The sequence below is a fragment of the Paenibacillus sp. YYML68 genome (assembly GCF_027923405.1).
Classification (GTDB): Bacteria; Bacillota; Bacilli; order Paenibacillales; family NBRC-103111; genus Paenibacillus_G.
The window spans coordinates 1,132,714-1,157,723 of record NZ_BQYI01000001.1; the positions used below are offsets into that span (position 1 = coordinate 1,132,714).

19 protein-coding genes are annotated in these 25,010 nt (G+C 42.4%); 14 read left to right on the plus strand and 5 right to left on the minus strand.

What is annotated here, in order from left to right; genetic code table 11:
• Window positions 1-163 precede the first annotated feature (163 nt).
• The 9 genes from dndB (at window position 164) to PAE68_RS05130 (ending at window position 16,338) form a co-directional block, all read left to right on the plus strand.
• Entirely contained in the window at window positions 164-1,261 is a 1,098-nt protein-coding gene (gene dndB / locus PAE68_RS05090; RefSeq protein ID WP_281884730.1) for a DNA sulfur modification protein DndB, read from the plus strand.
• Window positions 1,258-2,646 carry a DNA phosphorothioation system sulfurtransferase DndC gene (gene dndC / locus PAE68_RS05095; protein WP_281884732.1) on the plus strand — a complete coding sequence of 463 codons (1,389 nt, stop codon included), beginning with the start codon at window positions 1,258-1,260 and terminating at the stop codon, window positions 2,644-2,646. Before dndB ends, dndC begins: the two co-directional genes overlap by 4 nt.
• Window positions 2,643-4,616, plus strand: a complete 1,974-nt coding sequence (gene dndD, locus PAE68_RS05100; protein WP_281884734.1) for a DNA sulfur modification protein DndD — start codon at window positions 2,643-2,645, stop codon at window positions 4,614-4,616. The genes dndC and dndD overlap by 4 nt, the downstream gene beginning before the upstream one ends.
• On the plus strand, window positions 4,600-5,001 hold the full coding sequence (locus PAE68_RS05105; protein ID WP_281884736.1) for a DndE family protein: 402 nt from the start codon (window positions 4,600-4,602) through the stop codon (window positions 4,999-5,001). Before dndD ends, PAE68_RS05105 begins: the two co-directional genes overlap by 17 nt.
• Window positions 4,985-6,118, plus strand: a complete 1,134-nt coding sequence (locus PAE68_RS05110; RefSeq protein WP_281884738.1) for a cysteine desulfurase family protein — start codon at window positions 4,985-4,987, stop codon at window positions 6,116-6,118. Before PAE68_RS05105 ends, PAE68_RS05110 begins: the two co-directional genes overlap by 17 nt.
• 235 nt (window positions 6,119-6,353) lie before the next feature.
• Window positions 6,354-8,159, plus strand: coding sequence for a DNA phosphorothioation-dependent restriction protein DptF (gene dptF / locus PAE68_RS05115; RefSeq protein WP_281884740.1), 1,806 nt, complete (start codon window positions 6,354-6,356; stop codon window positions 8,157-8,159).
• A 4-nt stretch (window positions 8,160-8,163) separates the two neighbouring features.
• On the plus strand, window positions 8,164-9,564 hold the full coding sequence (dptG, locus tag PAE68_RS05120) for a DNA phosphorothioation-dependent restriction protein DptG (protein ID WP_281884742.1): 1,401 nt from the start codon (window positions 8,164-8,166) through the stop codon (window positions 9,562-9,564).
• The gene (gene dptH / locus PAE68_RS05125) at window positions 9,545-14,761 is read left to right on the plus strand and encodes a DNA phosphorothioation-dependent restriction protein DptH (protein WP_281884744.1); all 5,217 of its coding nucleotides are present in this window, start codon (window positions 9,545-9,547) and stop codon (window positions 14,759-14,761) included. The genes dptG and dptH overlap by 20 nt, the downstream gene beginning before the upstream one ends.
• Window positions 14,762-15,444: 683 nt before the next feature.
• On the plus strand, window positions 15,445-16,338 hold the full coding sequence (locus PAE68_RS05130; protein ID WP_281884746.1) for a hypothetical protein: 894 nt from the start codon (window positions 15,445-15,447) through the stop codon (window positions 16,336-16,338).
• Between the two features lie 47 nt (window positions 16,339-16,385).
• Here the strand turns inward: PAE68_RS05130 and PAE68_RS05135 are convergent, their stop codons facing one another.
• Complete coding sequence (locus tag PAE68_RS05135; protein WP_281884748.1) at window positions 16,386-16,619, minus strand: hypothetical protein; 234 nt, start codon at window positions 16,617-16,619, stop codon at window positions 16,386-16,388.
• A gap of 131 nt (window positions 16,620-16,750) precedes the next feature.
• Between PAE68_RS05135 and PAE68_RS05140 the strand changes: the two genes are divergently transcribed.
• The 5 genes from PAE68_RS05140 to PAE68_RS05160 all read left to right on the plus strand — a co-directional run bounded on the left by PAE68_RS05140 (window position 16,751) and on the right by PAE68_RS05160 (window position 19,870).
• Window positions 16,751-16,888: a hypothetical protein gene (locus PAE68_RS05140; protein ID WP_281884750.1), complete on the plus strand. Its 138-nt coding sequence runs from the start codon at window positions 16,751-16,753 to the stop codon at window positions 16,886-16,888.
• Window positions 16,885-17,742 (plus strand): stalk domain-containing protein, encoded by an 858-nt coding sequence (locus PAE68_RS05145; protein WP_281884752.1) that lies wholly within the window; start codon window positions 16,885-16,887, stop codon window positions 17,740-17,742. The genes PAE68_RS05140 and PAE68_RS05145 overlap by 4 nt, the downstream gene beginning before the upstream one ends.
• Before the next feature lie 148 nt (window positions 17,743-17,890).
• Window positions 17,891-18,715, plus strand: coding sequence for a transposase (locus PAE68_RS05150; RefSeq protein ID WP_281884754.1), 825 nt, complete (start codon window positions 17,891-17,893; stop codon window positions 18,713-18,715).
• 31 nt (window positions 18,716-18,746) lie between these two features.
• Window positions 18,747-19,331: a hypothetical protein gene (locus tag PAE68_RS05155; RefSeq protein WP_281884756.1), complete on the plus strand. Its 585-nt coding sequence runs from the start codon at window positions 18,747-18,749 to the stop codon at window positions 19,329-19,331.
• A 125-nt stretch (window positions 19,332-19,456) separates the two neighbouring features.
• Window positions 19,457-19,870 (plus strand): hypothetical protein, encoded by a 414-nt coding sequence (locus PAE68_RS05160; RefSeq protein ID WP_281884758.1) that lies wholly within the window; start codon window positions 19,457-19,459, stop codon window positions 19,868-19,870.
• Window positions 19,871-20,064: 194 nt separating this feature from the next.
• On the opposite strand, the gene PAE68_RS05165 is transcribed toward PAE68_RS05160, so the two are convergent.
• From PAE68_RS05165 to PAE68_RS05180, 4 genes are all read right to left on the minus strand, one after another.
• The gene (locus PAE68_RS05165) at window positions 20,065-21,525 is read right to left on the minus strand and encodes an MDR family MFS transporter (RefSeq protein ID WP_281884760.1); all 1,461 of its coding nucleotides are present in this window, start codon (window positions 21,523-21,525) and stop codon (window positions 20,065-20,067) included.
• A gap of 79 nt (window positions 21,526-21,604) precedes the next feature.
• Entirely contained in the window at window positions 21,605-22,117 is a 513-nt protein-coding gene (locus PAE68_RS05170; RefSeq protein WP_281884761.1) for an RrF2 family transcriptional regulator, read from the minus strand.
• Between the two features lie 189 nt (window positions 22,118-22,306).
• A complete protein-coding gene (locus PAE68_RS05175; protein WP_281884763.1) occupies window positions 22,307-23,164 on the minus strand; it encodes a WYL domain-containing protein in 858 nt (285 codons plus the stop codon).
• Window positions 23,151-24,467 carry a helix-turn-helix transcriptional regulator gene (locus PAE68_RS05180; RefSeq protein ID WP_281884765.1) on the minus strand — a complete coding sequence of 439 codons (1,317 nt, stop codon included), beginning with the start codon at window positions 24,465-24,467 and terminating at the stop codon, window positions 23,151-23,153. Before PAE68_RS05180 ends, PAE68_RS05175 begins: the two co-directional genes overlap by 14 nt.
• Window positions 24,468-25,010 lie beyond the last annotated feature (543 nt).

Sequence of the window (25,010 nt, forward strand, 5' to 3'; positions counted from 1 at the left end):
TGGGCAACACCTAGATTAATAAGATGGTTCATTATCGAGAGGACTGTTTTAATTTTTTCAAGTAATAATTTGCTTGGAAAACTTAATGACTACAATTGACTAGACTACGAATAATATAATATTATTTGTGTATTACGTACGTAGTGAGAGGTGTGTGGTAGAATTGGAGGCTACATTTTCTTATAGCTTTCCGGCTCTTCGTGGTATACAGGCTGGGAATGAATTTTATGTTGTTATGTGCCCCTTGAAACTAATACCGAAAATATTCGTTTTTGATGAAGAAGAAATCCCGCCTGAATATAGGGCACAGAGAACATTGAATCGTTCGAGGGTGCCTGAAATAGCAAATTACATTATAGATAACCCAAGTGATTACGTTTTTAGTTCATTAACTGCTTCAGTTGATGGTCAAATGTTATTCCAGTCCTATACGAACGATCCGGATTTTAATAACCTGGGTCGTTTGTCGATCTCTATGGATGCTAGGCTTTTGATAAATGACGGTCAACACCGCCGCGCGGCTATTGAAGAAGCTCTAAAAGTTCTACCAGAGTTGGGTCAAGAAAATATATCTGTTGTTTTTTTGAAAGATGATGGTTTAACTAGATGCCAACAAATATTTGCAGATTTAAATCGGCATGCAATAAATACGACTTCTTCATTGGGCATTCTCTATGAACACAGAGACCAATTAGCCAATATTACAAAGGATATAGTAAAACAAATACCTTTGCTGGAGCGCTACACGGATAAAGAAAGACCTTCGCTGTCAAAATTATCACCTAAGATATTTGTTTTAAGTAATATATTTAATGCAAATGGTAGAATTCTTAATAAGAAGAAAGGTGACTATGTTTCTGAACTTGAAAGGGAGTTTTTATCAAGCTTTTGGACAGAACTTTGTGATTCGGTTGTTGAGTGGCAAACTGTTCTAAAAAGGGAGATGTCGCCAACTGAGCTTCGTTCTAATTACATTAATGCTCATGGCATATTTCTTGAAGCAATAGGAGTAGTGGGAAGTTATTTATATATTAATCATCCCACTAACTGGTCCACATATATCAAGAAGATTGCAACAATAGACTGGAGTAGAAGTAATTCTGAATGGCTTGGACGAGCTTTTGGACATACGGGACGAATTAGTAAGAATAATGACACGATTAATTTGACCGCTAACTTGATCAAGCTAAAAATAGGTATCCCTTTAACAGAAGGTGAGATGCGACAAGAAGAAAAGCTAAAGGGGAATGAGGTCAAATGATACTAGGCTTGAATAATAACAAGTTAATAGAAGAGACGATTGAAAAAATTCAACAAGTTTATCTAATGGACAAACTGCCGTGGGTGGTCGGCTTTTCAGGCGGTAAGGATTCAACAGCTTTAACTCAACTTATATTTCAAGCTGTGGTACGTTTACCGTTAGACAGACGGCATAAAAAGGTTTATGTCATCTCATCTGATACTTTGGTAGAAACTCCACTTATAATTTCATCTATTAACAAAGCGCTAATGAATATACAAGTAAAGGCGCTAGAACTGGGTCTTCCAGTTGAGACACATAAGGTTAAGCCGCAGATCGAAAATAGTTTTTGGTCATCAATTATCGGAAAGGGTTATCCATCACCTCGTCAAAAATTTCGTTGGTGTACTGATCGAATGAAGATTGATCCGGCCAACCGATTTATACGAGATAAAGTTGATCAATTTGGTGAAGTAGTTATGGTGTTGGGGGTGCGTGAAGATGAAAGTGCTACTCGAACTCAAGTCATAAATTCACATACAATTGAGGGCAAAGTGTTGATGAGGCATTCTACGTTATCTAACGCTTTCGTTTATGCCCCAATCAAACATTTTACGACGGACGATGTGTGGAAATATCTAAGAAACGAAGAATCGCCTTGGGGCAGTGATAACCATGCACTTTACGCGCTGTATCAGAACTCTTCCGGTGGAGAATGTCCACTGATTGTAGATAAAGATATCAAGGAAAGTGCTGGTTCCTGTGGGAACAGCCGATTTGGTTGTTGGACATGTACAGTAGTAAGTGAAGATAAAGCCCTACGTGGCTTTATCGAAACAGGAGAAGCTTGGCTTCGTCCACTTCTTGAATTTCGTGACTGGCTTTCTTTCATTCGAGATCAGAGGGATCTTCGGGAAAAGCAGCGTATGGATGGGGGAGTATATTTTGTCGGTCAAGGTGATGAACGTGAATTGGGCCTTGGGCCGTTTACTCTAGCGGCCCGTTATGAAATTTTAAGAAAGTTACTGAAAACACAATTAAGTGTGAAAAACCCTTATGACTCTGATTATAAATTAATACTCGATGAAGAACTAAAACACATACGTAGACTTTGGATTGAAGATGGGGATTGGTCAGATACACTGCCCAAGATTTATAAAGAAGTAACTGGTGAAGATTTAGATTGGGAATATGATGATCGTGCGATGTTCGAAGAGGACCAAATTACAGATTTAGAGCTATTGTGTGACAAGAACAACATAAGTATGAAGTTGTTGAAGAAGCTAATCACTACTGAAAAGAAATTCAGTGGCTATAAGGTTAGACGAGGTATTATTCAAGAGTTTAATAAAATTCTCAATCAAGACTGGCTACATTATGGGAAAGTAGAAGGTTACAAGGAATGAAATTTAATCGACTTGTACTAAAGAACATTGGTGCTTTTTACGGAAATAACGAGTTCATCTTATCTACGGAGGATAGGAAGCGTAATGTAATACTGTTCGGTGGAAAGAATGGTTCAGGCAAGACAACTATTCTGGAGTCATTGAGAATTGCTTTATTTGGATCATTTGCCTATGGACTGAGAACTGATTCATCGGTATATTTAGAGATTATCGAATCGAAACTAAACACAAGAGCCAAAAAAGAGTACCAGGGACTATTTCAAATCATTCTTGATTTGGAGTTGGTTGAAAATTTAAAGAGAAATAAGTATACGTTGAATAGAGGTTGGACAAAGCATAAGAGTACTTTGAAGGAAACACTATCAGTTTTTAAGAATGGACATCCTCTGTCTGATAAGGATCTTGAATTGTTTCAAACTAAATTGCGAGATGAAACTCCTCCACAATTACATGAATTTTGCTTGTTTGATGGTGAAAGGGTGTCACAAGTTGTCTCTAAAGAAACACTTTCTATCTATTTAAGTCAATCAGCAAGAGTAATGTTTAATTTGGACTTATTTGAAAGCCTCGAGGCAGATCTAGAAACGTATCTAAAACAAGAGAAAATATATTCCAGTTTATCACAAGAAGAACAAAAACTGTTCGAGGTCGAACAAGAGAAAATTAGACTTATTGATAAAAAACAGGAGACTGTTAAGGAGCTAGAATTATTAGAAGGACTATTGGACGAAAAAAAAGCTATTTACAGTGAGTTAACAAGACAATTCCATGTTAATGGCGGTCTGGAAAAAAAAGAAAGAGACTCTCTTGTTAAAACAATTAGTGACATTGAAAACCAACGCTTGAATATGGTTGAGAAGACTAGAGAATATCTATCCTCTTTGTTCCCCTTTGTTTTAGCAAGGGATTTAATTAATGCCGCGGCAGAACAGATGGAAAAAGAGGCGAAAGCAGACCTTAGAAATGAATTTACTAATATTATTACGCTAGATATGTTTAGACAAATTGTTGCTCCAACTTCTAATCGTGTGGAAGAGATGTATAACTCGCTTAACGATATGTTGTTTAATGAAGATATTGAACAAATCCATAAAGCATCAGCGCTTCAAAGGTCTGAAGTACGAGCATTCTATAAGCTGCTTGCTGAGTTTGACCCAAAAAGCATTCTGGATCATTTTAGGAAGAATACAGATTTAATTAAGCAGGTGCAAACACTAAGAAAACAACTAGATGTAAATGATGCCTCTAGTGATTTGAAGAACCTACTCACTCAAATGCATGCTATCCAAAATGAGATTTCGACAACAAATTTTATGAAAGAGCAGTTATTAGTGCTATTGAATGAGTTATCAGAGCATATTGATCAAAAAGAGCAGCAATATCAAACATTAAAATTCAAAGTTGTGTCATCAAAGAAATCTGGACATATTTTTGAAATTGCTAATAAAATATCTGAAGTGAGTAAGCAATTCCGAAGCCTTCAATTAAAAAAGAAGCTGCAGCAAGTAGAAATAGAAGCAGCACGGATGCTCCAAATTCTATACCGAAAAGAACTCTTCATTACTAGATTGAAAATTAATCCTGATAATTTTCAGTTGTCTGTATTTGATGCAAATCAAGAAGAAGTCAATGTAGATACACTTTCAGCTGGGGAAAAGCAGATATTACTTTTATCGACTGTATGGGCAATGGCTATGTGTTCAAAAAGAAGACTTCCTTTTGTTTTTGACACTCTTTTAGGTAGGCTTGATCAAACTCACAAAAAAGCTCTTCTTGAACAATTTATCCCTAGATGTGGCGAGCAAGTTATTATACTCTCTACCGATTCGGAAATAAGCAAGGAGCAATTTGCTGATATTAAACAAAACGTTGCTCACGCATACACTATAGATTTTGATACGGAAAACGAAAGAATTAATAAATCAACCAATTTTTTTGGCATGGAGAATAAATATGAACTTTCGTCTTAAAACATCAAAGGCTACTGCCGAAAGATTGAAAACCTTACAGGATTCAACTAGACTTACTCCAAACGTCTTAGCGCGTTATGCAATAATTCTTTCATTGAAAGAACAAATACCGATTAAAAAAAATGCAAAAGATGTTGGTGGCATTGAATTTTTGCGTAATGTGTTAACTGGTCCCTATGACTTTATATTTAAAGTGTTAATTGCACAGCATGAGAAAAGAGAAATTACCGATGAAGAGTACTTCCCAGGCTTACTCAATAATCATTTAGAAAGAGGTTCTATATTACTTCTAAATGAATATAACTACGCAGGTAATTATGAGAAGATGATCACAAACTTACTTTTTAAAGTTCCAGAGGTGAAGAACCATGATTTATCTGGATAATAGTGCAACTACTAAGGTTCATCCTGATGTGCTCGAAGCAATGATGCCTTATCTTCAAGAGGAATATGGGAATGCATCCAGTAAACATTATACTTTGGCTGAAAATTCTAGGAACGCAATAGAAGATGCAAGGGAACATGTGGCCAAATTAATCGGGTGCAAGCATGATGAAGTTGTTTTTACCAGCGGTTCAACTGAAAGTAATAATATGATTCTTAAAGGTGTTATGGATTATTATCAGTACCGAGGTAAACAATTGGTAGTCTCAAAGGTTGAACACAGCTCGATCTTAGAGACTGCTGAATATCTAAAGTCTAAAGGTAATGATGTAGTATTCTTAGATGTGGATCAGTACGGTAGAGTAAAGATTGATGATTTAGAGAAACTTTTTACTACGGATGGAAACCCGCTTCTAGTAAGCATTATATGGGGAAATAATGAAACGGGATCTCTTAACCCAATTGATTCTATTGCTACATTATGCTGCAAGCACAATGTATTTTTCCATACAGATGCAACGCAAGTGCTGGGAAAGTATGATGTGCGGAATGTTGCAGATGGGCTAGGCTTTTTGTCCTGTTCAGCTCACAAATTACATGGCCCTAAAGGGATTGGTGCATGCATAGTAAAGAAAGACCATCAAGGAATAAAGACAAGAATGACCCCTCTTATTCATGGTGGGGGGCAAGAGTTTGATTATCGAAGTGGTACACTAAGTACTCATAATATTGTGGGGTTTGGTAAAGCGGCGGAAATAGCTCTCCACGAAATTAATGAGACCAGACAGATTTTAGAACAACTTGAATTACAATTAAGAATGCGACTAAACGAATATTTTAGTGAAATACTTTCATTTAATAGTGACGATAGTAATAAGATACCCGGAGTAATAAATGTAAGATTTAAAGATGTAGATAATGAGTTTCTTGTGAAGGAGTTAGGAGACCGGGTTGCCCTTTCAAGTGGTTCTGCATGCAGCTCAACCAAACCGTCGCATGTATTAAGGGGTATGGGGTTAAATCTTGAACAGATCCGATCTTCTATTCGTATTTCATTGTCAAGGTTTAATACTACAGAGGAAATAAATGAGTTCTGTAGAATGTTAGCTGGATACTAATATATGAGGGGAATTTACTCTCGTCGCTTATTCTCAAGTTTTGTGTCTGACCCATCAGATTGATGGGTTTTTTTATGTTTCTTTTATAAAAAAACATTCCCAATTGTGCCCATACAAAGTACAATAAAGTGAACATACAAAATTCTGTCGGACTATGTCATTATTGTATTGATAGTTCTTTAGGTCCAATTCGTGTTATTCATGAAAATAGATTAGGATCCATGGAGGCAAAAAAATGAATACGAGCGAAACCCAACACTTCATAAGCGTCCTAAATAAATGCAAGCAATCATCTAAAGAAGCTGTAGAAAATTTAGAGAGTTTTAATGAATTTAAGCAGTACATGCATATTCATCGTCCTGTGGAAGTTGAGCTTGAGCAACTTATTATTGAAGCAAGTACCTCATCGGAAGCCCGTTTAATTATGGTATGTGGTGGAGTTGGGGATGGGAAGTCACATATCCTATCTTACTTAAAAAGTAAGCATACTTTTCTGAACGATGAATCAAGGTTTTATCTTCATAACGATGCAACAGAAAGCTTCTCACCTACAAAGACCTCTATTGAGACTTTGTCTAGGGTGCTCGAACCATTTTCAGATGAAGGGTTAAAGACAAAAGGGAACCTAAATATAGTGCTTGCTATTAATTTAGGCGCGTTGAACAACTTTATAGAATCAGAGGAAGGTAGAGGTTACTCTAGATTAAAAGCATATGTTACTCAGAAAAAGATTCTTGAATCCGTAATCGCCAATGAAGAAAGTTCAGATGATCACATTTTTAAGTATGTTAACTTCAGTGATTATCATATGTATGAGCTTACGGAAGATGGTCCAAAGTCTGATTATATTAAGGGTGTTTTCCAAAAAGTTACAAAGAAGACGGATGATAATCCCTTCTATCAAGCATATTTGAAAGATTATGAAGAAGATCCCGATAACTCAGTTATGAATCCAATTCTTCAGAACTACGAGTTATTGCAGTGTGAAAAAATTCAAGAAAAGATTATTTCACTTCTAATCCAAGTAATGGTGAAAGAAAAATTAATTCTCTCTACGCGGGCTTTGTTGGACTTTATTTATAACTTACTGGTCCCTACTGTCTTGGAAAACATGAGTCATCAGCGTATTTGTGAATATCTAAAAGATCAAGAATTTATGGATTATGTGGCTTGCCTTCTTCCGTTTCAAATTTTCGAAAAAGTAGATGCATCTGCCATTCATCAAGCGATGGACCGAATAAAGCCAACTCGAACTCGAACCGAGAAGCTAGATCAGTATCTAATTGAGTTCAAATCAATTGAGGATGGGGCCGATTTATTTAATAAATATATTAATCTCGATCAGATTCCTTTCTTATCTAAAGTACTATCACAAAATTCACCGTGGAAAAATAAGGTTGAAAAGGACCGGGCTCAAATAAGACGGCTGACTAAGCTGTTTATCTACCTATATTACTTTATTCCTAAAGAAGAACATAACTCATTTGAGGATGAGACGTATAAGCAGTTTATGAATGACCTCTATCATTGGAATAAACGAGATATCAATAAATTAGCGAAACTGTACAAAGAAGATGTTAGAGATGCAATATATAAATGGAATGGTGAGGCAACCGGTGATCTTATCTATGTACAAGTAGGTCAGCCGCAGACACAATATTATGCCCTACAGAAGCTAGAGATTGAACCTCATATTAGTCGAAGTAAACCTCTACCTGATGTGCAATTATTCAAGTTTTTAACGATGATGACAATTCAATTCAAAGTAAAAAACTCAACCTATAGTAGCGATGATGTAATCCCAGAAGTTGATATTGACTTCTCTTTGTATGCTCTGTTAATTCGTATTAAGAACGGATATCGGCCAAATAAGAAAGACAAGTTTCAATTTATTAAGTTTGTCGAATTCATCGAGAAGTTGAACAGCTCAGGTAGTTCCAATAATGAGCTGTACTTTGAGACTAAGCAGTTTGGCAAATCCACTCGTTACCGATTGCAATATGATGATACTTTTGATCAATACTCGTTTATGGAGATGTGAACTCATGAGTTACTTTATAAATTTGGAATTAATACGCGAACAATTTAAGTTTGAAACGTCAATAAAGCATAATCCGAAAACAGAGTTAGAATTTTTACCTTTTACAACAAAGTATAAAGACGTGAATTATAGTTTCAGAGAAGTGGTTGGTGAATTTTTAAGGCTCATTGGAAGGAAAAAACTTCCTGAGTCTGTAAATGCAGAAAAGCTGTTAAATAACGTAATTGATTCTATATCTTTCGAACATCCAAATCAGCGTGGGGAATTCAAACAAATGGTGAAGACCTTGTTCTTGGATGAGAATGATCAACTATATCTGTTTCATCCCCAGACTCTATACTTCATAAACACGATGGAAAATGAAAATAAAAAACTTGCCCTTTTCTTATGCAATATCCTCTGGGGGGTAAAGGATGCTTGGTCAGTAGATTCTGCAGAACTAAGTGAATCTGATTTAATGAGTACATTGCTCTTTCGTTCATTACCTGAATTAATAAATATCGATAGCAGTAAGACAAGTTATGCTGCCATGCTACCTGAGATTTCGGATTTATTTGTTCAAGATTTTCAATGGTTAGCTACAAAAAGTGATTTGTTCACACAGCAGGTTGAGAAACTCATTTCCTACTACTATTTTTTCTATGTAACACAGTTTGCTGTCCGAAATGAAGCCATGTTCATGCCGGTTAAACAAGCAATTCGGCCTATTTATTTCACATTTGAAGATGAGGAGCGTTTGTCTAAGACGCGGGTAAGTTACGAATATGGTTGGAAGAGTCTTGAGAAGTCTATTGGACGGATGTTTTCTCATGTTAACTTTTTGAAAATGTTAAATTTTTCAATTGTAGATCATAGGGATAATATTACCCATTTGTCTTACCAAGATATTTTGTCTTATGTAAGACAGATGACAGAAGACGAACAAAAAATTCTAGAACAACAGTTTAACCAATTGATAGATGAGTATCAGCAGAAGTTGTCTGGAGACAGTAAGTGGATGTTGCTTGGTACTATATCGGATGTTTACGATCTCCCTATATTGAATAAGATGAACCATTTATTTCGTATGATCGATCATCAATTTAATCAGACTTCTAGATCGAAGCCCTACAATGATTATAAACAGTGGTTCATGCATTTTTGTCAAAATACCTTTTTGAAGTCCCGCGGCAGATCCGGTAAAATGCTAATTCTTGATACGGATTATTTGCTATTTATGACAAAACTAATGATAAAAAATGAAAGTAAGATCCGTCTAATTAACCTATTCAAAGAGTTTGAAGCTCGTGGGATGATATTCGATAGGGATACGCAAACAGCGATCGTGAACTACTTTGAGAAATTGAACTTACTTGAGAAAAAAAGTGATAGTGGGGATGCTATATATGTCAAAGCATTTTTATAAATATTTAGCTGAGCGTATTGCCGAATTCTTTGTTGACACTAACGCACAACCTGGTGATAAATACCATATTCAATTTGAACGGGCAGAACAAGTAGAGTTCTTGCTTGGAACCATCAAGGAGCTACCTTTAGTAGAGTACTTTAATATGCAGACAGAAGATGGCCTATATCAATCCGTTTGCTTGGACATTGGACAGAACACAAAAGTTTTGATTGCATCGAATACTAACAACGTAACGCCGGATTTTTTAACAACACTTAGAAATAAAGTAGGAACTAAGGAACCACTTTTTAATGATAAGGCTATGTTGCTAATTCATAACTCAAATTTAGATAGTCTGATTCAGGGTATGACATCCTTTAAAAAAGAAGGAATGCCATTTCACATCCATTCAATCGAAGCAAATCTTCATCACTTGATGAGTAGTTCGCTGCTCTCTAAACAGGAAAAACAAATATTGCTTTTCAGTATGGCTTCCAATAAGGCTCAGCAAGGTATTCATGAGCAAGTGACCTTGTTTGACTATGAAAAAATTTTGACTGTGCTCAATAATCAAAAGCTTGATAGAAGCGACTATAAGGACCTAGGTCTATTTTACGACTCTGAGATTATCAATACTTCTATGGACAATAAGCTAATTCAGATACGGTTGAATGAAAACCAAACTCTTTTTAACCATGTTGAGATGGCTCACCAGTATGGTCCAGTTGACATTAGCTTAGAACGACATTTCGATGAACAAGGAACTAAGATACTTTCTGAGTTAGACTGGTATAGTACTGATTTTGGTCAAGTAAAACGGTCTAATGAGAAGAAGCTTGAAGGGAGGGGGTTAGAATACATAGAACCCACAAAAAAGTTAACATCGGAAGGGCTTCTTTATTGGGAAAGAGCTGAAGGAGAATCAAAAAGCCAGCAACGCAAACGAAATATTATCATTTTTAATCCTCAGAAACTTGATAAAATCACTCTAGAGTTTCCTTTTAACGATTTTATCAAGAAACAACACATAACTGATAATCCAATTAAATATAGAATTAACTCTGAACCATCTGGAAAAAAGATCAGAGTAGAGGTTACTCATGCACCAGGGGAAACAACCTTTTATGGAGTTAAATATAAGACTGAAGTTTCTCCAACTTATGAGTTTAAGATAGCAATCGTTGAGACAACAGAGAAGTTGATTCAAGCAGTACAGACTTCGTATACAATCAATCTGGTTAAGGCGAAAAGTAAACATTCAAGCATACTAATCAATTCGGATAATGAGCAATGGGTCTTCAATAAGGATCAACCCGAAGTGGTAAGGGTAGAACTTTCAGACGAATCGATGCAAAACCAGTTTGAGATTACAGATTCAGAAGAATTAGTGCTCATTAAGAATGTGGAAAGTACAAGTGACGAAGAACTAATCCACTTTACGATAAAGCTATCGACAACGAGTATTCCTTTTTCTGTACAAGACGTGATTGAACGGCCTGTCCCAATAGGTGGTTTTAACGTGTGGAAGTTAAAGCGAGAGAAACAAGAACACTTTTTCTACAGAATAGAAAATGACAAGATGAAAATTATTCAAGGTACACGTGAAACTTATGCACAGGGTGAGTTTAAGAAAAGTCTCGAACGGGAGCTTTATCTCATTGAAGCCAATCACCTTTATTTTATTGAAGAAGCTGGTTGTCTAACCCCTGAGCCTATTAATATACCTGATACTGTGAAAGAGGCGTATATTAATTTGCTTCGGTATTTTCGTAACAACCATCTGATTCCTAGTTTAGCTTATATGGATGAGGATTATGAAATTTTAGCAAGAGCTTATGTAAAAGCATATATTAATGAAATAGAACAACTTCAAAATGGCCAATCACTTGTTCAAACACAGAGGGACTTGGTCTTGTTAGGGACAATACGTAAAGGACTAAAAGAGCCAGAGTGGCTGTATACACCACTTCATCCGCTAAATTTGGCTTATCAACTGCAGCTAAATGATTTAATTGGTAGAGAAGCTATTAATGAGGAATTACTGCGTACCCTTAGGCCCACTTATTTGCTACCGTATGTGTCTTTTAATAACAGTTTGTACAAAGCCATTGAACTAACCGATTCTTTTGAATGGACAGCTTACATTGATCAGAGTTTGCCAAGGTTTGAGTCTTCTAAGCCTTTTGTGCATAAATTAGTTCAGGAGAAAATTGAAGAATTCACAGAACATTTTTCATATTTATTTGATTTGGATTGCCGTGCACCATTAAAAATTAATGCTATCAATATGGGAGACTGTCTTGAAATCTTACAAGGGCTAATTGAATATTATAAGAGACAACTTAAAAAAGACATTGAGAAGAGTGAGTTACTTCCAATTGAACTACACATATATGCCGATAAAGGAATTAGTAACGTATTTGAAGAAATGTCACAATATACGGTTGCTGAGGAGATTGCTAAGAAGTTTAACTTAAAGTTAGAGTTAGACGGCTCACATCCGGAAGAATTACTCAATATTTTTAGGGACCAAGTGAAATTCTACACTTGTGACCTAACTGATGCTAAGTACGAATACTGCCATGTATCTTTCTATCAAATGAGTAAAATAGAGCAGGTAGCTACAAGTAATGCTGCTGAAATCATCACCGGAACATCTCTGTACGGCTTAATATCCGGAATCCCATCTGTATTCATTAATGAAGATTATAAAACTGGTTTTGGTACTAAGTTCTACAGAATGACGGATGCACCTTTATTATCGCTTGTGCCTAAAATGAATTCATTACTTCGTGTAGCTCGCACGCTTGATAATTATCAAGATAATATGAACATTGTAACTGCCATTTCCGCGGAGCATAAGCTTAAACTGGATTCTGTGTATGATTCTTCTCATTGGGTGACTTTTATTGAACCCAAAGTCGACTTGAGTTTCTTTAAGAATAATGACTCACAAAAAGATCTGCTAGTTATTCATTATAGTGATCAGTATACATCTTCGAGTGGATTTGATGCGATTACAGTAACTAGGCGTTCCAAGCAATATCAGCGCTTAATACAAGAATTTCTTAACGCTCAGCAAATCACAACTGCTGATGAAATGTTACCACCCATCATTAATTTATTTAATGCCATTAACGGAAACTGGTTGCTCAGATTATTGGCTCAGAAAAATCATTTTCCAAAAGAAAAAATTAGCATCTTGTCAGCCATAAAAGTTGCTCTTGCTGCATTAGCTCATCAAGATATTATTTGGATCCCCATCTCGATGGAGGAGGTTCTGCGTATTTCAGGTGGAACAGGGCTACGGCAATCTGAAGGTCTCTTCTCTGCAAAAAATCTTGGTAAATTCGGCTCTTATAGTGATGACCTCTTGCTAGTTGGTATAGAGCGTGAACAAGAGGAGTTGAGGGTTCATTTCTACCCTATCGAAGTTAAAATTGGGAATAACTCTTCGAATATTCACGAAAAAGCAGTCATGCAGGTTCAGGAAACGAAGAAGTTGTTATTAAATTTTCTGACTGAGTCGGAAGATACTCTGTTCAAGGCAAAGTTGTATCGGAATTTCTTCATGCAATTAGCTATTGCAAGTGCAGAAAAAATGGAGCTTTATGAGATCTGGCCTGAACAATGTTGGGCTAAGATTACGAACTGCGATTTGAGGGAAAGGCTACTTAATGATGACTACATAATTTCCAATGACCTTCAGGAATTTATTGGGTCTGGCGGAGTGATTTCCTTTAAAAAAGATTGTGTATTTACTGAAATTAAAAGAACAGAAGATGTACTTGTCTTTGAATATCCAGTAAAGAGCGGCTATGATTTCATCGTGAAGGACATTGAAAAAATTAAAAATCATATTCAAAGCGAAAATGGAGACATTTCATCCGATAAATTGCTTTCTAAAGTGTACAGAACAGAGGATACTGTTAACTACAGTCATAAGGGACAGCGTGAGTTGAATTCGACTATAGTTACGGAACAAAATACTGTTAGCTATGGAGTGCGACAGAATATTAACGAATCATACCCTGATCGGACTCACAACGAACAGCTAGTGCAAATTATTGAGCCGGTTAAGCCACTTGAAGTTCTTTTTGGTCATAATGCACAAAATAAGGAAGAAATCAAGTGGTATCCAACAACTACAGATAAGGTAATGCACACGAATACTGGTATTATCGGAACAATGGGCACCGGAAAAACACAGTTCACTAAATCATTAATAGCCCAGCTTAATCGCAATAGTAAAGATAACGTCAATGGAACCCCGATTGGAATATTGATCTTTGACTATAAAGGGGATTACATCAAGCAGGATTTTACACATGTGACAGGTGCTAAAGTGTTTAAACTATTTCACTTACCGTATAATCCTCTGTCTCTATATGTTACTGAGCCAATTCGTCCGTTACTGCCGGTACATACGAGTGCTTCATTAACTGATACGATTGCGAAAGCATACAACTTAGGGCCGGTTCAGATTAGTACACTCAAGAGTGTCATTATGGAGGCCTATCAGCAAAAAGGAATTATAAAAAATGACGCTACAACCTGGGAGAAGCCAGCTCCAACAATTAGCGATGTTTATGACATCTATACTGGGCGTGACGATGTGAAAATCGATAGTTTGAATGCAGCTCTACAAGAGCTGTATGAGCTAGAGGTTTTTGAGCCAGATGGAGCGAAGACGTTGCCATTATTTGATATGATCGAAGGAATTACTGTAATTGACTTGTCTGGTTATAACCCAAGTCTTCAGAATCTAGTGGTGTCTATTACCCTCGATGTATTTTACAATCAAATGCAAATACAAGGACACAGTAAGATTCATGGTAACTATCGTGAAATAACGAAGATGATCTTGGTTGACGAAGCAGATAACTTCTTGAGTAAAGATTTTACTTCGATTAAAAAGATTCTCAAAGAGGGACGGGAATTTGGCGTAGGAACTATTCTCTCTACACAGTTTTTAAGTCACTTCTCAACTTCGGATAACGAGTATGCTAATTATATCTTGACATGGATCGTGCATAATATCTCTGAAATGTCTGCTAAAGAAATTCGTATGATATTCAACACACAAAGCAAGGCAGAAGAAGAAAATATCATGAACCGTATTAAGTCATTGCAAAAACATTATAGTATTGTGAAGGCTGGAACAGGTCAACCAATTTGGATGAGAGATCGCGCCTTTTGGGAGTTGGAGCTGTAGAAGTGCTCTAAATGAATAATCGTATTCGGCTATATATTGTAAACTAGTTTTAACTCAACTGATGTTGGCAGGGAGGGAATTCCCTCCTTGCCATTAGGGATTATTATTGTTAACGTTTGAGGTGACTCATGCTTTATTATTTTTTGCTTAGCACCATCACCCCTAGCCTGTAAGGGAAGACTCGTTTTCCTTGGCTCCTTTGCAGGCTAGGCCTACATCCAAGGGACGTGATGGTTTGAGTAACAAGAAGAAAAATCGTAGTCGTGCCTATTACCGGCACCAGCGAGACCGTGTGATTCGTCGTAAAAAAAGGATCGCTAACCGACTGGGTTGGCATGAGAAGTACCTCGGAATGCTCGCCAAAGGTAAGATCCATTGCTCGTGCTATTATTGCAGGGAAAAGACGAGGGAGATAGGTTTTCCGAAAACTGAGATTGTAAAAATGACACGGATCGATGACCTGGATGTTATGGACTAGTGGATTCCGGATGAAGGATGGTTCTTGAGGAGAATAGAGTATCTGTCTTAGAGCGGTCAACCTATATGGCAGTGGGTTGAACGCTTTTTTTCATATGTTATTCTCCAAGCCCAAATTCAGTCTGTATGCCACACGGAGCATTTAAAGTATGTGATTGGAGAGCTGATACAATGAAGATCGAAATAGGCGAATCATTACTATTATCATGGCTGAGGCATATGAAGGAGTGCCAGCTTGTTCAGTTGAATTGGAAGCCTTTAAATCGGTCGATCAGCTTCTCGGTCAAGCGGAGATTGATGTCGTTGGGATTAGCTACGGAGACCAGACTCCCCATGTATACGGTATAGATGTCGCTTTGCACGAGGCGGGACTTCAATATGGATCGAAGGACGAGACGGTCGCAAGGGTCATCAAAAAGCTTCTTAGAACGGCGATGTGCCTCCATGGGTACTTTGGATTTGAATCGGGAACGGTTATCTTCACATCACCGAAAATTAATTCTGCAGTATATGTAGATCTGATGAGATGCATGGATGATATGAGGCACGTACTTGCTAGATCGGGCATGCCGTATGAGGTTCGCGTAATAGGGAATGAAGATTTTGCGGATATCGTACTCGATCCGGTCATGAGCGTTCTTGATGAAGTGGCGGATACCTCTGAGCTGTTTATGCGCAGCATGCAAATGTACAATCTGTTCTCTGCAAGGGAATCTCGTCATGCCGCGGCGCCAAGGACAAGAATGATTAGAGCAATTCTAGAATCAGCGCTCAATGAGCCGGCCAACATAGACGTTCTCAAGGAAATGAAAATCGGGGCCATCGTTAGAACCATACTGAGAAGAATGCTAGAAGAAGGTAAAGTACCTAAAGAAGAGATTGAGAGATTGCAGAGTAAGCAGTATTCAAGGGAGACGTTCCATATTCAATATCCGCTCCTTCTCAAGAGAACTCTGACTGATGGAAGAAGTCCGCTAAGGTACTATTCGGCACCATTGCGGATATATGGAGAAGAGTATTATTTCTGCTCGGAGTGGTATGAAGTACCAGCAAATAATGATCGGCCCTATTTAATGAAGTGGCTGGGATTACACATGTGATATGGATCAATGGGGGGGGGGCAGTAAATATCCGGAGTGGTTGTGGATCACTTTCCCCAGCCCTCCCGTGACTCCTGAATATGGTCTAACAATTCTTGTGCTTCCCCGGGCTTCAGAATTCCAGCCACACTTAAAATGTCATCGACTGAGTAATCATCAAAGCCCTCGATAGTTTCCGCTTCAAGATCTATGACAAGCTTCTTGGTGGAAATATTGTTCTCAGATAAAAACTTCCTCAGGTCTTGTGCGATATGAGGATGGAGTTTGCGTACCATTGACATGGAGAACAGCTCCTTTATCACTTTACTTATAATCAATTATACCCGATAGAGGCAGGAATGGATACGGACACGGCACACAGAACGAGCTATGTTGAAGACTTTCACCCACACCTAACAAGGAGCTGACCTCATTGAACAAAGCATTCCTTCTAATCGTATTCACCATCTGCCTATTCGCATTCACTAACGGAACAACGTACGCCGAGGAAGCAAGTATCCATGACCCCGTCACGAATCCGGATGCGGCCTTGGAATTAGCAAGCTCGTGAACTTAAGGACGTTAAGTATCCAGCATTCCCAGATCGATGATCTGGAATTTATTCGACCGCTAGATCAGCTTAGAGAGCTGATGCTGACCCATACTGAGATCCAGGACATCCGTCCGATCTCGCATAAGCCGCATCTATTCTTAGTGCTGTTAAATAACAACCAAGTTAAGGACATCTCACCCTTGTCGACGTTGAAGCAGCTGACCTATCTACTCCTGGATCATAACAAGGTCCAAGATTTGCAGCCATTATCTTCACTGTATCAACTCAGTCAACTGGAGGTCGCCTTCAATCAGATCGAGACGCTTAAGCCGATACAGCATCTACAAGAGCTGTCTGTACTGAATGTGAATGATAACCGAATCCGCGATATGTCGGTTCTACGTCAATTACCAGATTTGAGCACAATTACGGTTCGCAATAATCCGTTAGACCAAGCCTCCATCGATATCATCGCTTCATTGAAGAAAACAACATCGATCAGAGTGGATGCGGATGCAATCTCTGTTCATATGAACGGTCAGTATCGCTACTTCCCAGTATCGCCGCTAATCATGAACGGGAGCACGGTTGTTCCGATGAGGACGATCTTTGAGGAGCTGGGCGCACGTATTGAATGGAACGAAGAGACGAGAACGGTAACTGCTACCGACGGGGACAGGGAGATTCAGATCGTGATCGGGACGAAGCAGGCCTTCATCGATGGGGAGGAAGTCGCCCTGCCGACGGAGGCTGTAATCATCAACGATACGACGATGGTGCCGGTCCGATTCGTGAGCGAAGCATTAGGGGCGAAGGTCGTATGGGAAGAGGCTGTGAAGACGATTCACATTACGAAATATTCATCACATTAGAATAACTTGACAGTGAAAAGTTCTCGATAGAAAAATAACCCAACCTAGCGATTTTACGGTATCCTTAAGGTCTCACTCTAAAAGGATAGAATCGCTGGATGGGTTATAGACACCAGTCTAACCCATTTGCGGGCGATTGACCAGACCTATGCTCCCATACATCGATAAAATCATAAATGAATTTCGTTCCTGCTTCTCCAGGCAAGCCGCCTTTCACTGGTTTGTCATTACGGTGATCGGCCTGATGGTGCGCTCCGACCAGTTAGGGGTGACCTCCATTGTACGAGACCTTACGCTGCATCCGCGCTGCTACGAGACGCTGATCCATTTCTTTCGTTCTTCGGCCTGGTCGCTGGAATCCCTTCGATTAACTTGGCTCCAAGTCGTCCGCAAGGCGGCTCCTTTGATGACCGTTGGTGATCGCGTAGTCCTGGTGGGCGATGGCATGAAGCAGTCCAAGGAAGGCCGTCGAATGCCCGGCGTGAAGAAAATGCATCAGGAATCAGAAAATTCGTCCAAAGGTGAATATATCTTTGGCCATCTCTTTGGAGCCGTCGGTGTGTTGGTCGGAGCGTCGGCCAAATGGTTCTGCTTGCCCCTCTTTATGAATTTGCAAGACGGCGTGAAAACGATTTGGAACTGGGGAGCGTCCGCTCCAGCCGAGCCGAAATCAGATTCCCATGTGGTGCAAATGATCGGGCAGGGCTTTGCCGCCGCGAAGGTGCTTGGTGACGCCTTGTTCCTGCTGGATCGCTATTTTCTGTCCGTTCCGGCGCTGATCCGGTGGAAGCAGGAGCAGGCTGCGAGCGGAGTCCGACTGGACCTCATCACGAAGGCCAAAGTCAACACCACAGCCTATGAATTCCCCGCTGCCAAAAACCAGGCCGGGGCCGTCCGCCGAAGAAAGGTGCGAAAGTCAAGCTCAAGGAGCTTTTTCAAACCCGGGCAGCATCGTTTCAAACGGCCGAGGTGATGCTGTATGGCAAGGAAGAAACGGTTTCCTTTTGTGCCTGGACCTGTTGTGGGGGCAAAAGCTGTATCAGCCTTTGCGATTTGTCCTGGTGCTGCGTGGAGACCAGACCTCTATTTTGGTGAGTACGGACCTGACGCTTGCCGGCCCCGAGATCATTTCCTTGTACGGATACCGGTTCAAGATCGAATGTACGTTTCGGGAAATGAAACAAGTCATCGGCGCCTTCGGCTATCGCTTCTGGAGCAAATCCATGCCGAAGCTCAAGCGGTATCTACGCAAGACCGAGAGCCATCCACTGGAACAAGTAAAGAACGAACAGGATCAAAAGCGAATACGACAAACACTTGAAGCCATCGAAGGATTCGTCATGTGCAGTTGCATCGCAACCGGCTTAATTCAGATGGTCGCGTTGACGTTTTCGGCGCGTACGCCGGGCTTGTTCTCGCGCTATTTGCGAACACCATCGAAAGCCATCGTCTCTGAGGCTACCGTGGCGGTTTATTTGCGCAGATCCATTTTTCGCATGGTTGCCCAGCACCCGGATTTACCCATAACCGAAATAATTCGTTCCAAGCAGGAAAAAAACACGAACAACGTGGATTTGCTGGCTTCTTAAGCGTTAGAACTTTTCACTGTCCAGAGAATAAGATGGTATACTGATGGTAATAAGGAATGGAGTGAGATGCACATGTTCGAGCTGCTGGATCCGCGAGTTGATGTGATCTTTAAGAGGTGCTGACGATGAAGGAGCCAATGCTGAAAAAGGCGATGGATACGCTCGAGTTTCTGAGTCAGAATGAGGCAGCCCGAATGGCATATGATGCCCGAATGAAGGCGCTCAGTGATGAGAAGTCGCGGATCGAAGGAGCGATGGAGGCTGGGAGAGCTGCTGGAATAGCTGCTGGAATAGCTGCTGGAAAAGCTGAAGGAAAAGCTGAAACAGCGGTCAAAATGCTGGAGCTCGGCATCGATGTCGAAACGATCTCAAAGGCCACTGGATTTTCCGTCGAGGAGATCAAGGCTATGCGTCCTCGTAATCCGAACATCTATCCAGATCGTGTGTTCAAGCACATGGCCGGAGAGGTGATGCTGTTCGACCGAATTACGGTACTGTATGGCAATCCGAAGTGCGCCCCTCCCGTGCCAGTCTACTGACCGGCATGCATGCGTGGCAGCTGGAGGAGGCCTGCAATCACTTCGGACTATTCTCCAGTCGATTCGCGGTGTACCCGGACCTGCTCGAGCAAGCAGGCTGAAAAAAGGTATCTTCACAGTCGTCAATTGATGACCGTGAAGATACCTTTTTTACATCTGGGTGAGCGTCAACGAGCTGACATGGCCTCCATTCGTTACAGAATTTCTCGTTGAGTAGCCTCGTAACCGAGAGCTTGCTCCTGCTCGGGCGCCTTACCCTTGCGGAGGAACAGACCGAGGAACAGCGCAACCGATGCAGCGATCACACCGAACCAGAACGCATCGTTAATGCCGGCGGCCAGAGCCTTTGTCATTTCGATCGCCGATTGTGGATCACTCACTGTACTCAAGTATTGCTTCTGCCCGCGTGACATTATACTAATATAGAGGGCAATTCCGATTGCGCCAGATACTTGCTGCAATGTATTCAAGATCGCTGTCCCGTGTGGATGCAGATGACGAGGCAGCTCGTTAAGCCCTGCGGTCTGTATAGGCATCATCACAAGTGCGATACCTACCATGAGTGTGATGTGCGCCGCAATGAGAAGGCCGGTCGAGGTCGTTTCGCCGAATCGGGTAAATAGCCACAAGGAGATGACAGCTAGGGTCAGACCGGGGATGACTAGCACGCGAGGTCCGAATTGATCAAAGAGCTTGCCTGAAATGGGAGCCATAAGTCCGTTCAAGATTCCTCCAGGCAGCAGCACCAAGCCTGACTTGAAGGCTGTCATCATCAGCACACCCTGCATAAACATCGGAAGCATGATCGCCGATGAGAAGAACGTCATCAGCAGTACGAACATCAATACGGATGCGAGTGCAAAGGTGGGATAGCGGAACGCGCGCATATCCATGACAGGCTCCTCAAGCACCAACTGCCGCCATATAAATAACACGAGAGCAACACCACCTGCGACGATCATCCAGATGACGAACGGCTCCGCCCAGCCCTTCTCCCCAGCACTGCTGAAGCCATAGACGATTCCGCCAAAGCCGATAGTTGACATAAGGATGGACAGAATGTCTACTCGCGGTCTGGTTACTTCCGACACGTTCCTCAGAACAGCGGCCCCTACCACAATGGAGAGCAGGGCAAGGGGCAGTACGAGATAGAACAACCAGCGCCAGGACAGCGCATCCACAATCAAGCCTGACAGCGTAGGACCGATCGCCGGCGCGAACATGACAACGAGGCCTAGCATCCCCATTGCACCTCCCCTTTTGTCTGGCGGGTAGATGGTCATAATAATGTTCATGATGAGCGGAAGCAGCATCCCGGTGCCAGCCGCTTGTAGAATCCGTCCTGCTAGCAGCAGCCCGAATACCGGCGATACCGCTGAAATAAGCGTGCCGACGAAAAACAGACTCATAGCTGTCAGAAACATTTGCCGGGTCGTGAACCATTGCTGTAAGACAGCCGTCACGGGAACAAGCACGCCAACGACAAGTAAATAGGCGGTTGTGAGCCACTGAACCTTCGTGGCAGATGCGCCGAAGGCTTCCATTAATGCAGGGAAGGCATTTCCCATTAACGTTTCGTTCAAAGCGGCAACAAACATGCCGACGATGAGTGCGACCATAATGGGGCCGCGTTTTAAGCTGGTTAAATCGATCATATCGTTCTCCTCCAATAGTAAGTGTCTAATATAATAAATATAGATCTATTATATCCACAATTAGAGCGCAAGAAGTGCATTACTTCTTGTCTGTCTCACTGTCTTCTGCCTCACGGTCTGTCTCACGACTGCAGCGCTTGAAGGTCTCATCCAGTACAGACTGGAGCGTGTGCTCTCGTAAATATTGATGCAGCTGCTGCTCCGCACCGAACATGACCTTCTCAACGAGACAATCCTTCTTGTCCGAACGCTTCTGTTCTTGCGGCTCAGCTGCCTGACCGGCCAATAGCTGATGCTGCTGCGAGCTCGAATTCGAGCATTCGAACAGCTGTTGTCTTCCTTCAATCACTTGAATCACATCCAGAAACGAAATCTCGTCAGCGGGTCTGGCAAGCTCATAGCCGCCATTCACTCCTGGCACAGCACGCACAAGTCCGTCCTGTCTGAGCTTAGACATGATTTTGGACAAATAGCTTTCGGATACACCAAGCGCTCCGGACAATTCCTTGATCCCGACATTGTGGCAGCGCTGTGAAAGTCCTAAATGAATTAATGCGTGCAGAGCGTAATCGGTGCTTTTGGAGAACTGCACAGGGCCTCCTCCCTTCAATGAATAAAAAATATTATTATAGATCTTTAATATCCATAATAGATGATCCAGTAACAAAATGCAAGGATGATCTTCAATGAACTCCACCTTATGCTAGCGGACATTCAGTGAGTGGGCTATATGCACTCGCCGATAGGGCGAAAGCAGGGAGGAGGCATGAGTTCGTCCACCCTACGAGGACAACTCCGCCTCCTCCTTCACCACCCCATATCGCTCCAGTGCCTTCCCCGACGTCTCCAGCATGCGCCGCTTCAAGAAGTCACCTTCGACCACCCGCACCCTCATCCCAAGAAAACGAAGCTTGGACAGCAGATACTCCCGCTCACTCTCCTGCATAACGACGCGGACGCGATACAGGTCCGTCTCCTCCTCGTATTCCACCGTCTTCTCAAAGCTCGAGAAGGCGTACAGGATGCGCGACAGCTCCGCGTTATAAGCGCGAACAATCTCAATGACCGCCTCGCTTCGCTGCGAGTGCAGCAGCTGTTCGATCTCCTGCCTCACACGCTCGGCCTTAGAGGGCTCAATCGATTCAGGCGTGACCGTACGAATCATACTTAGCCTGGTGCTCATGAAGGCGTGCGCAGGACGCTGACGACTCGAGTGCTGATCATCGCCATCCATGCGATACCACAGCAGGTACCACTCCCGCTTCACCATCGAATACTCCAGCTTATACGGCAAGCCCGCATGCTCGCTGTTCACTCGTCCGCTCTTCGTTTCGTATGTGATACGGATGCCTGTGTTATTCATCAAGTGCCTGCGCAATGAGCGCAGGAGCGGGTGGTACACCTGCTTCTCCTGCGAGCGGGCTTTCTCCGTCAAGTGACCGGACAGGTCCATGACCTCATCCGTCTCGAGCAGCGAGCGCAGCTTCGCTAGCGTATCCGTCGTGAACGCCTCGTCCGCCGCGGGATGCGCGAGCATCGTCTTCAGCCACGCCCGCTCGTGAGAGGTGACCATGAAGGTGCCGGAGTCGCCCAGCCGGGAGAGGATCTGGTAGTTGAATATTTTCTCAAATAAATTCATAGTACGACTGCAGCTCCTTCCATTCCGCAATGAATTCGTCGCGTAGCTGCACCGGCTCCAGCACCTCGCAGCTCGATCCGAAGCTCCGCAGCCACGGCTTGATCTCCGTCGTCCCGTTCACGGTAATCTCGAATACGAACGAGACCTCATCCTCCTGTACAATATTGCCCCATTGCCCCTGCTGCAGGACGCGTTCTCGGATGAAGCTCGGCTCTGGGCCTTCCGGATGATAGAAGCGGGCACGCACCGTCACCGATCGTCCGGTATCGACCAGCCAGCTGAATCGGATATGGTCAGCGAGCTTGCTCCGCTTCTGCTCCAGCCACGCCATATCTACCGCTTCATCCTCATCGATCTCGAGCTGCGTCATGCCCTCCATGCGGTACTTCCGAATGCCCTCCCGACCATGCGACAGCAAGTACCATCGGCCATATTGATGATCGTACACGATCTGAAGCGGAAGCGTCGTGTGGGCTTTTCCCCCCGGCTCGCGCTCGAACAATGGATTCGTATTCTGGGACGAGTAGCTTCGGTCGGACTTCGGGGAGAAGTAGAGGAAGCGTACCTTCCTGCCGCAGCGGATCGCATGGAGGAGTGTGAATAGATGAGCCTCATCGAGAATCCGTGAATGATAATGATATTTATATAGCATAGCCTCCAGCGACTGCGGCTCGACTCCCTTGCGCAGCAGCAGCTTCTTCAGGCCGTCGCGCAGCAGGTAGCCTTGTACGGAAGGAACCTGCGTGTTCGCCATTACATCGACATAGTCATACAGATCGAGCAGTTCCTCCTGGGATAAGTCTCGAACCAGATCGTCCTGGATGCGATACCGATATGGGCGAGGTCCCGCTTCCCGCTGAATGACGCCGACCTGCTCCAAGTACTTCAGATCCGAGCGGATCGTCTTCTCATCAGGCAGAGGAAGCTCGGGAGGCAGACTGCCGCAGCATCGGTCGAGCAGCTCCATCACCGTCGAGGGCTGTTCATGCATCGCCGCTAGCAGCAGCGAGATGCGCTGGCTCTCGGATTCCTTCACAGACTTCGCGCGATACAGGAACAGCAAGAGCGGGTCGGTGGAGTCGTAATACCGATAGCGGATCGTCTCGGATAGCTCCTTGCTACGCTCCTCGGGCAGCTGCTGGTGGATGGAGCTCACGATGTCCTTGAGCCGACGGATCGTCTTGTCGAAGGTATGGACGGAGATGCCGAGACGCTCTGCGAACTGCTGTCGATTGAAGGCACCGCTCGTCAGCGCTAGCATACGCAGGAATTGAATTTCTTTATCGAAGCTTTCCTTAGCCAATACGTATCCCCCGTTCAGAGTAAGCATCTTCTACCATTGTAGCAGGGCGCGGAATTGGATGAAATGGAAAAGTTTCGTACGTGTCGCCATACTTCCGCCATGTTCGAATACGCCATCATGAGCGATGATAGACCCTGTAACACATTGGTTCTTAGGCGGACGGTCGTAGCGAGGCGTGGATATCGGTGATCCCGCAGTGCCGCATCGATTCGATGACGGTATCCTGTACGCTCGGACCGATAAGAATCCTCCATAGGGGTTCAATTCCCCGATCGCCTGCTAAGCGAAATTGGTCATATGCTCGAGCGTAAGCTCGAACAAGAGAGTAAGAGTATGTAAAGGGCCAACGAATCTCAGAATCCCGGGCGGCTAGTGTGAGCGCACTGCAGTCTGGCTATGCAATCCGTGGATACCGATCGAGCGCATGCTTCAGGAGTCGTCCAGGATCGAAGAGGAGGAGGGCTGGCCGCAGTCGGGTCAGCTTCATCCGAATCGGATGTCTTGGCGCAGCTCCAGCAGCACGCAGGTCTTAAGCGCGATTCC

What these genes read in the sequence shown, in the direction of transcription:
- PAE68_RS05165 (WP_281884760.1), bottom strand. Translation starts at nt 21,525, where the DNA reads ATGATCGATTTAACCAGCTTAAAACGCGGCCCCATTATGGTCGCACTC.
- dndC (WP_281884732.1), top strand. Translation starts at nt 1,258, where the DNA reads ATGATACTAGGCTTGAATAATAACAAGTTAATAGAAGAGACGATTGAA.
- dptH (WP_281884744.1), top strand. Translation starts at nt 9,545, where the DNA reads ATGTCAAAGCATTTTTATAAATATTTAGCTGAGCGTATTGCCGAATTC.
- PAE68_RS05160 (WP_281884758.1), top strand. Translation starts at nt 19,457, where the DNA reads ATGAAGGAGCCAATGCTGAAAAAGGCGATGGATACGCTCGAGTTTCTG.
- PAE68_RS05175 (WP_281884763.1), bottom strand. Translation starts at nt 23,164, where the DNA reads ATGAATTTATTTGAGAAAATATTCAACTACCAGATCCTCTCCCGGCTG.
- PAE68_RS05105 (WP_281884736.1), top strand. Translation starts at nt 4,600, where the DNA reads ATGAACTTTCGTCTTAAAACATCAAAGGCTACTGCCGAAAGATTGAAA.
- dptF (WP_281884740.1), top strand. Translation starts at nt 6,354, where the DNA reads ATGAATACGAGCGAAACCCAACACTTCATAAGCGTCCTAAATAAATGC.
- PAE68_RS05130 (WP_281884746.1), top strand. Translation starts at nt 15,445, where the DNA reads ATGGCTGAGGCATATGAAGGAGTGCCAGCTTGTTCAGTTGAATTGGAA.
- PAE68_RS05110 (WP_281884738.1), top strand. Translation starts at nt 4,985, where the DNA reads ATGATTTATCTGGATAATAGTGCAACTACTAAGGTTCATCCTGATGTG.
- PAE68_RS05150 (WP_281884754.1), top strand. Translation starts at nt 17,891, where the DNA reads ATGCTCCCATACATCGATAAAATCATAAATGAATTTCGTTCCTGCTTC.
- PAE68_RS05135 (WP_281884748.1), bottom strand. Translation starts at nt 16,619, where the DNA reads ATGTCAATGGTACGCAAACTCCATCCTCATATCGCACAAGACCTGAGG.
- dndD (WP_281884734.1), top strand. Translation starts at nt 2,643, where the DNA reads ATGAAATTTAATCGACTTGTACTAAAGAACATTGGTGCTTTTTACGGA.
- dptG (WP_281884742.1), top strand. Translation starts at nt 8,164, where the DNA reads ATGAGTTACTTTATAAATTTGGAATTAATACGCGAACAATTTAAGTTT.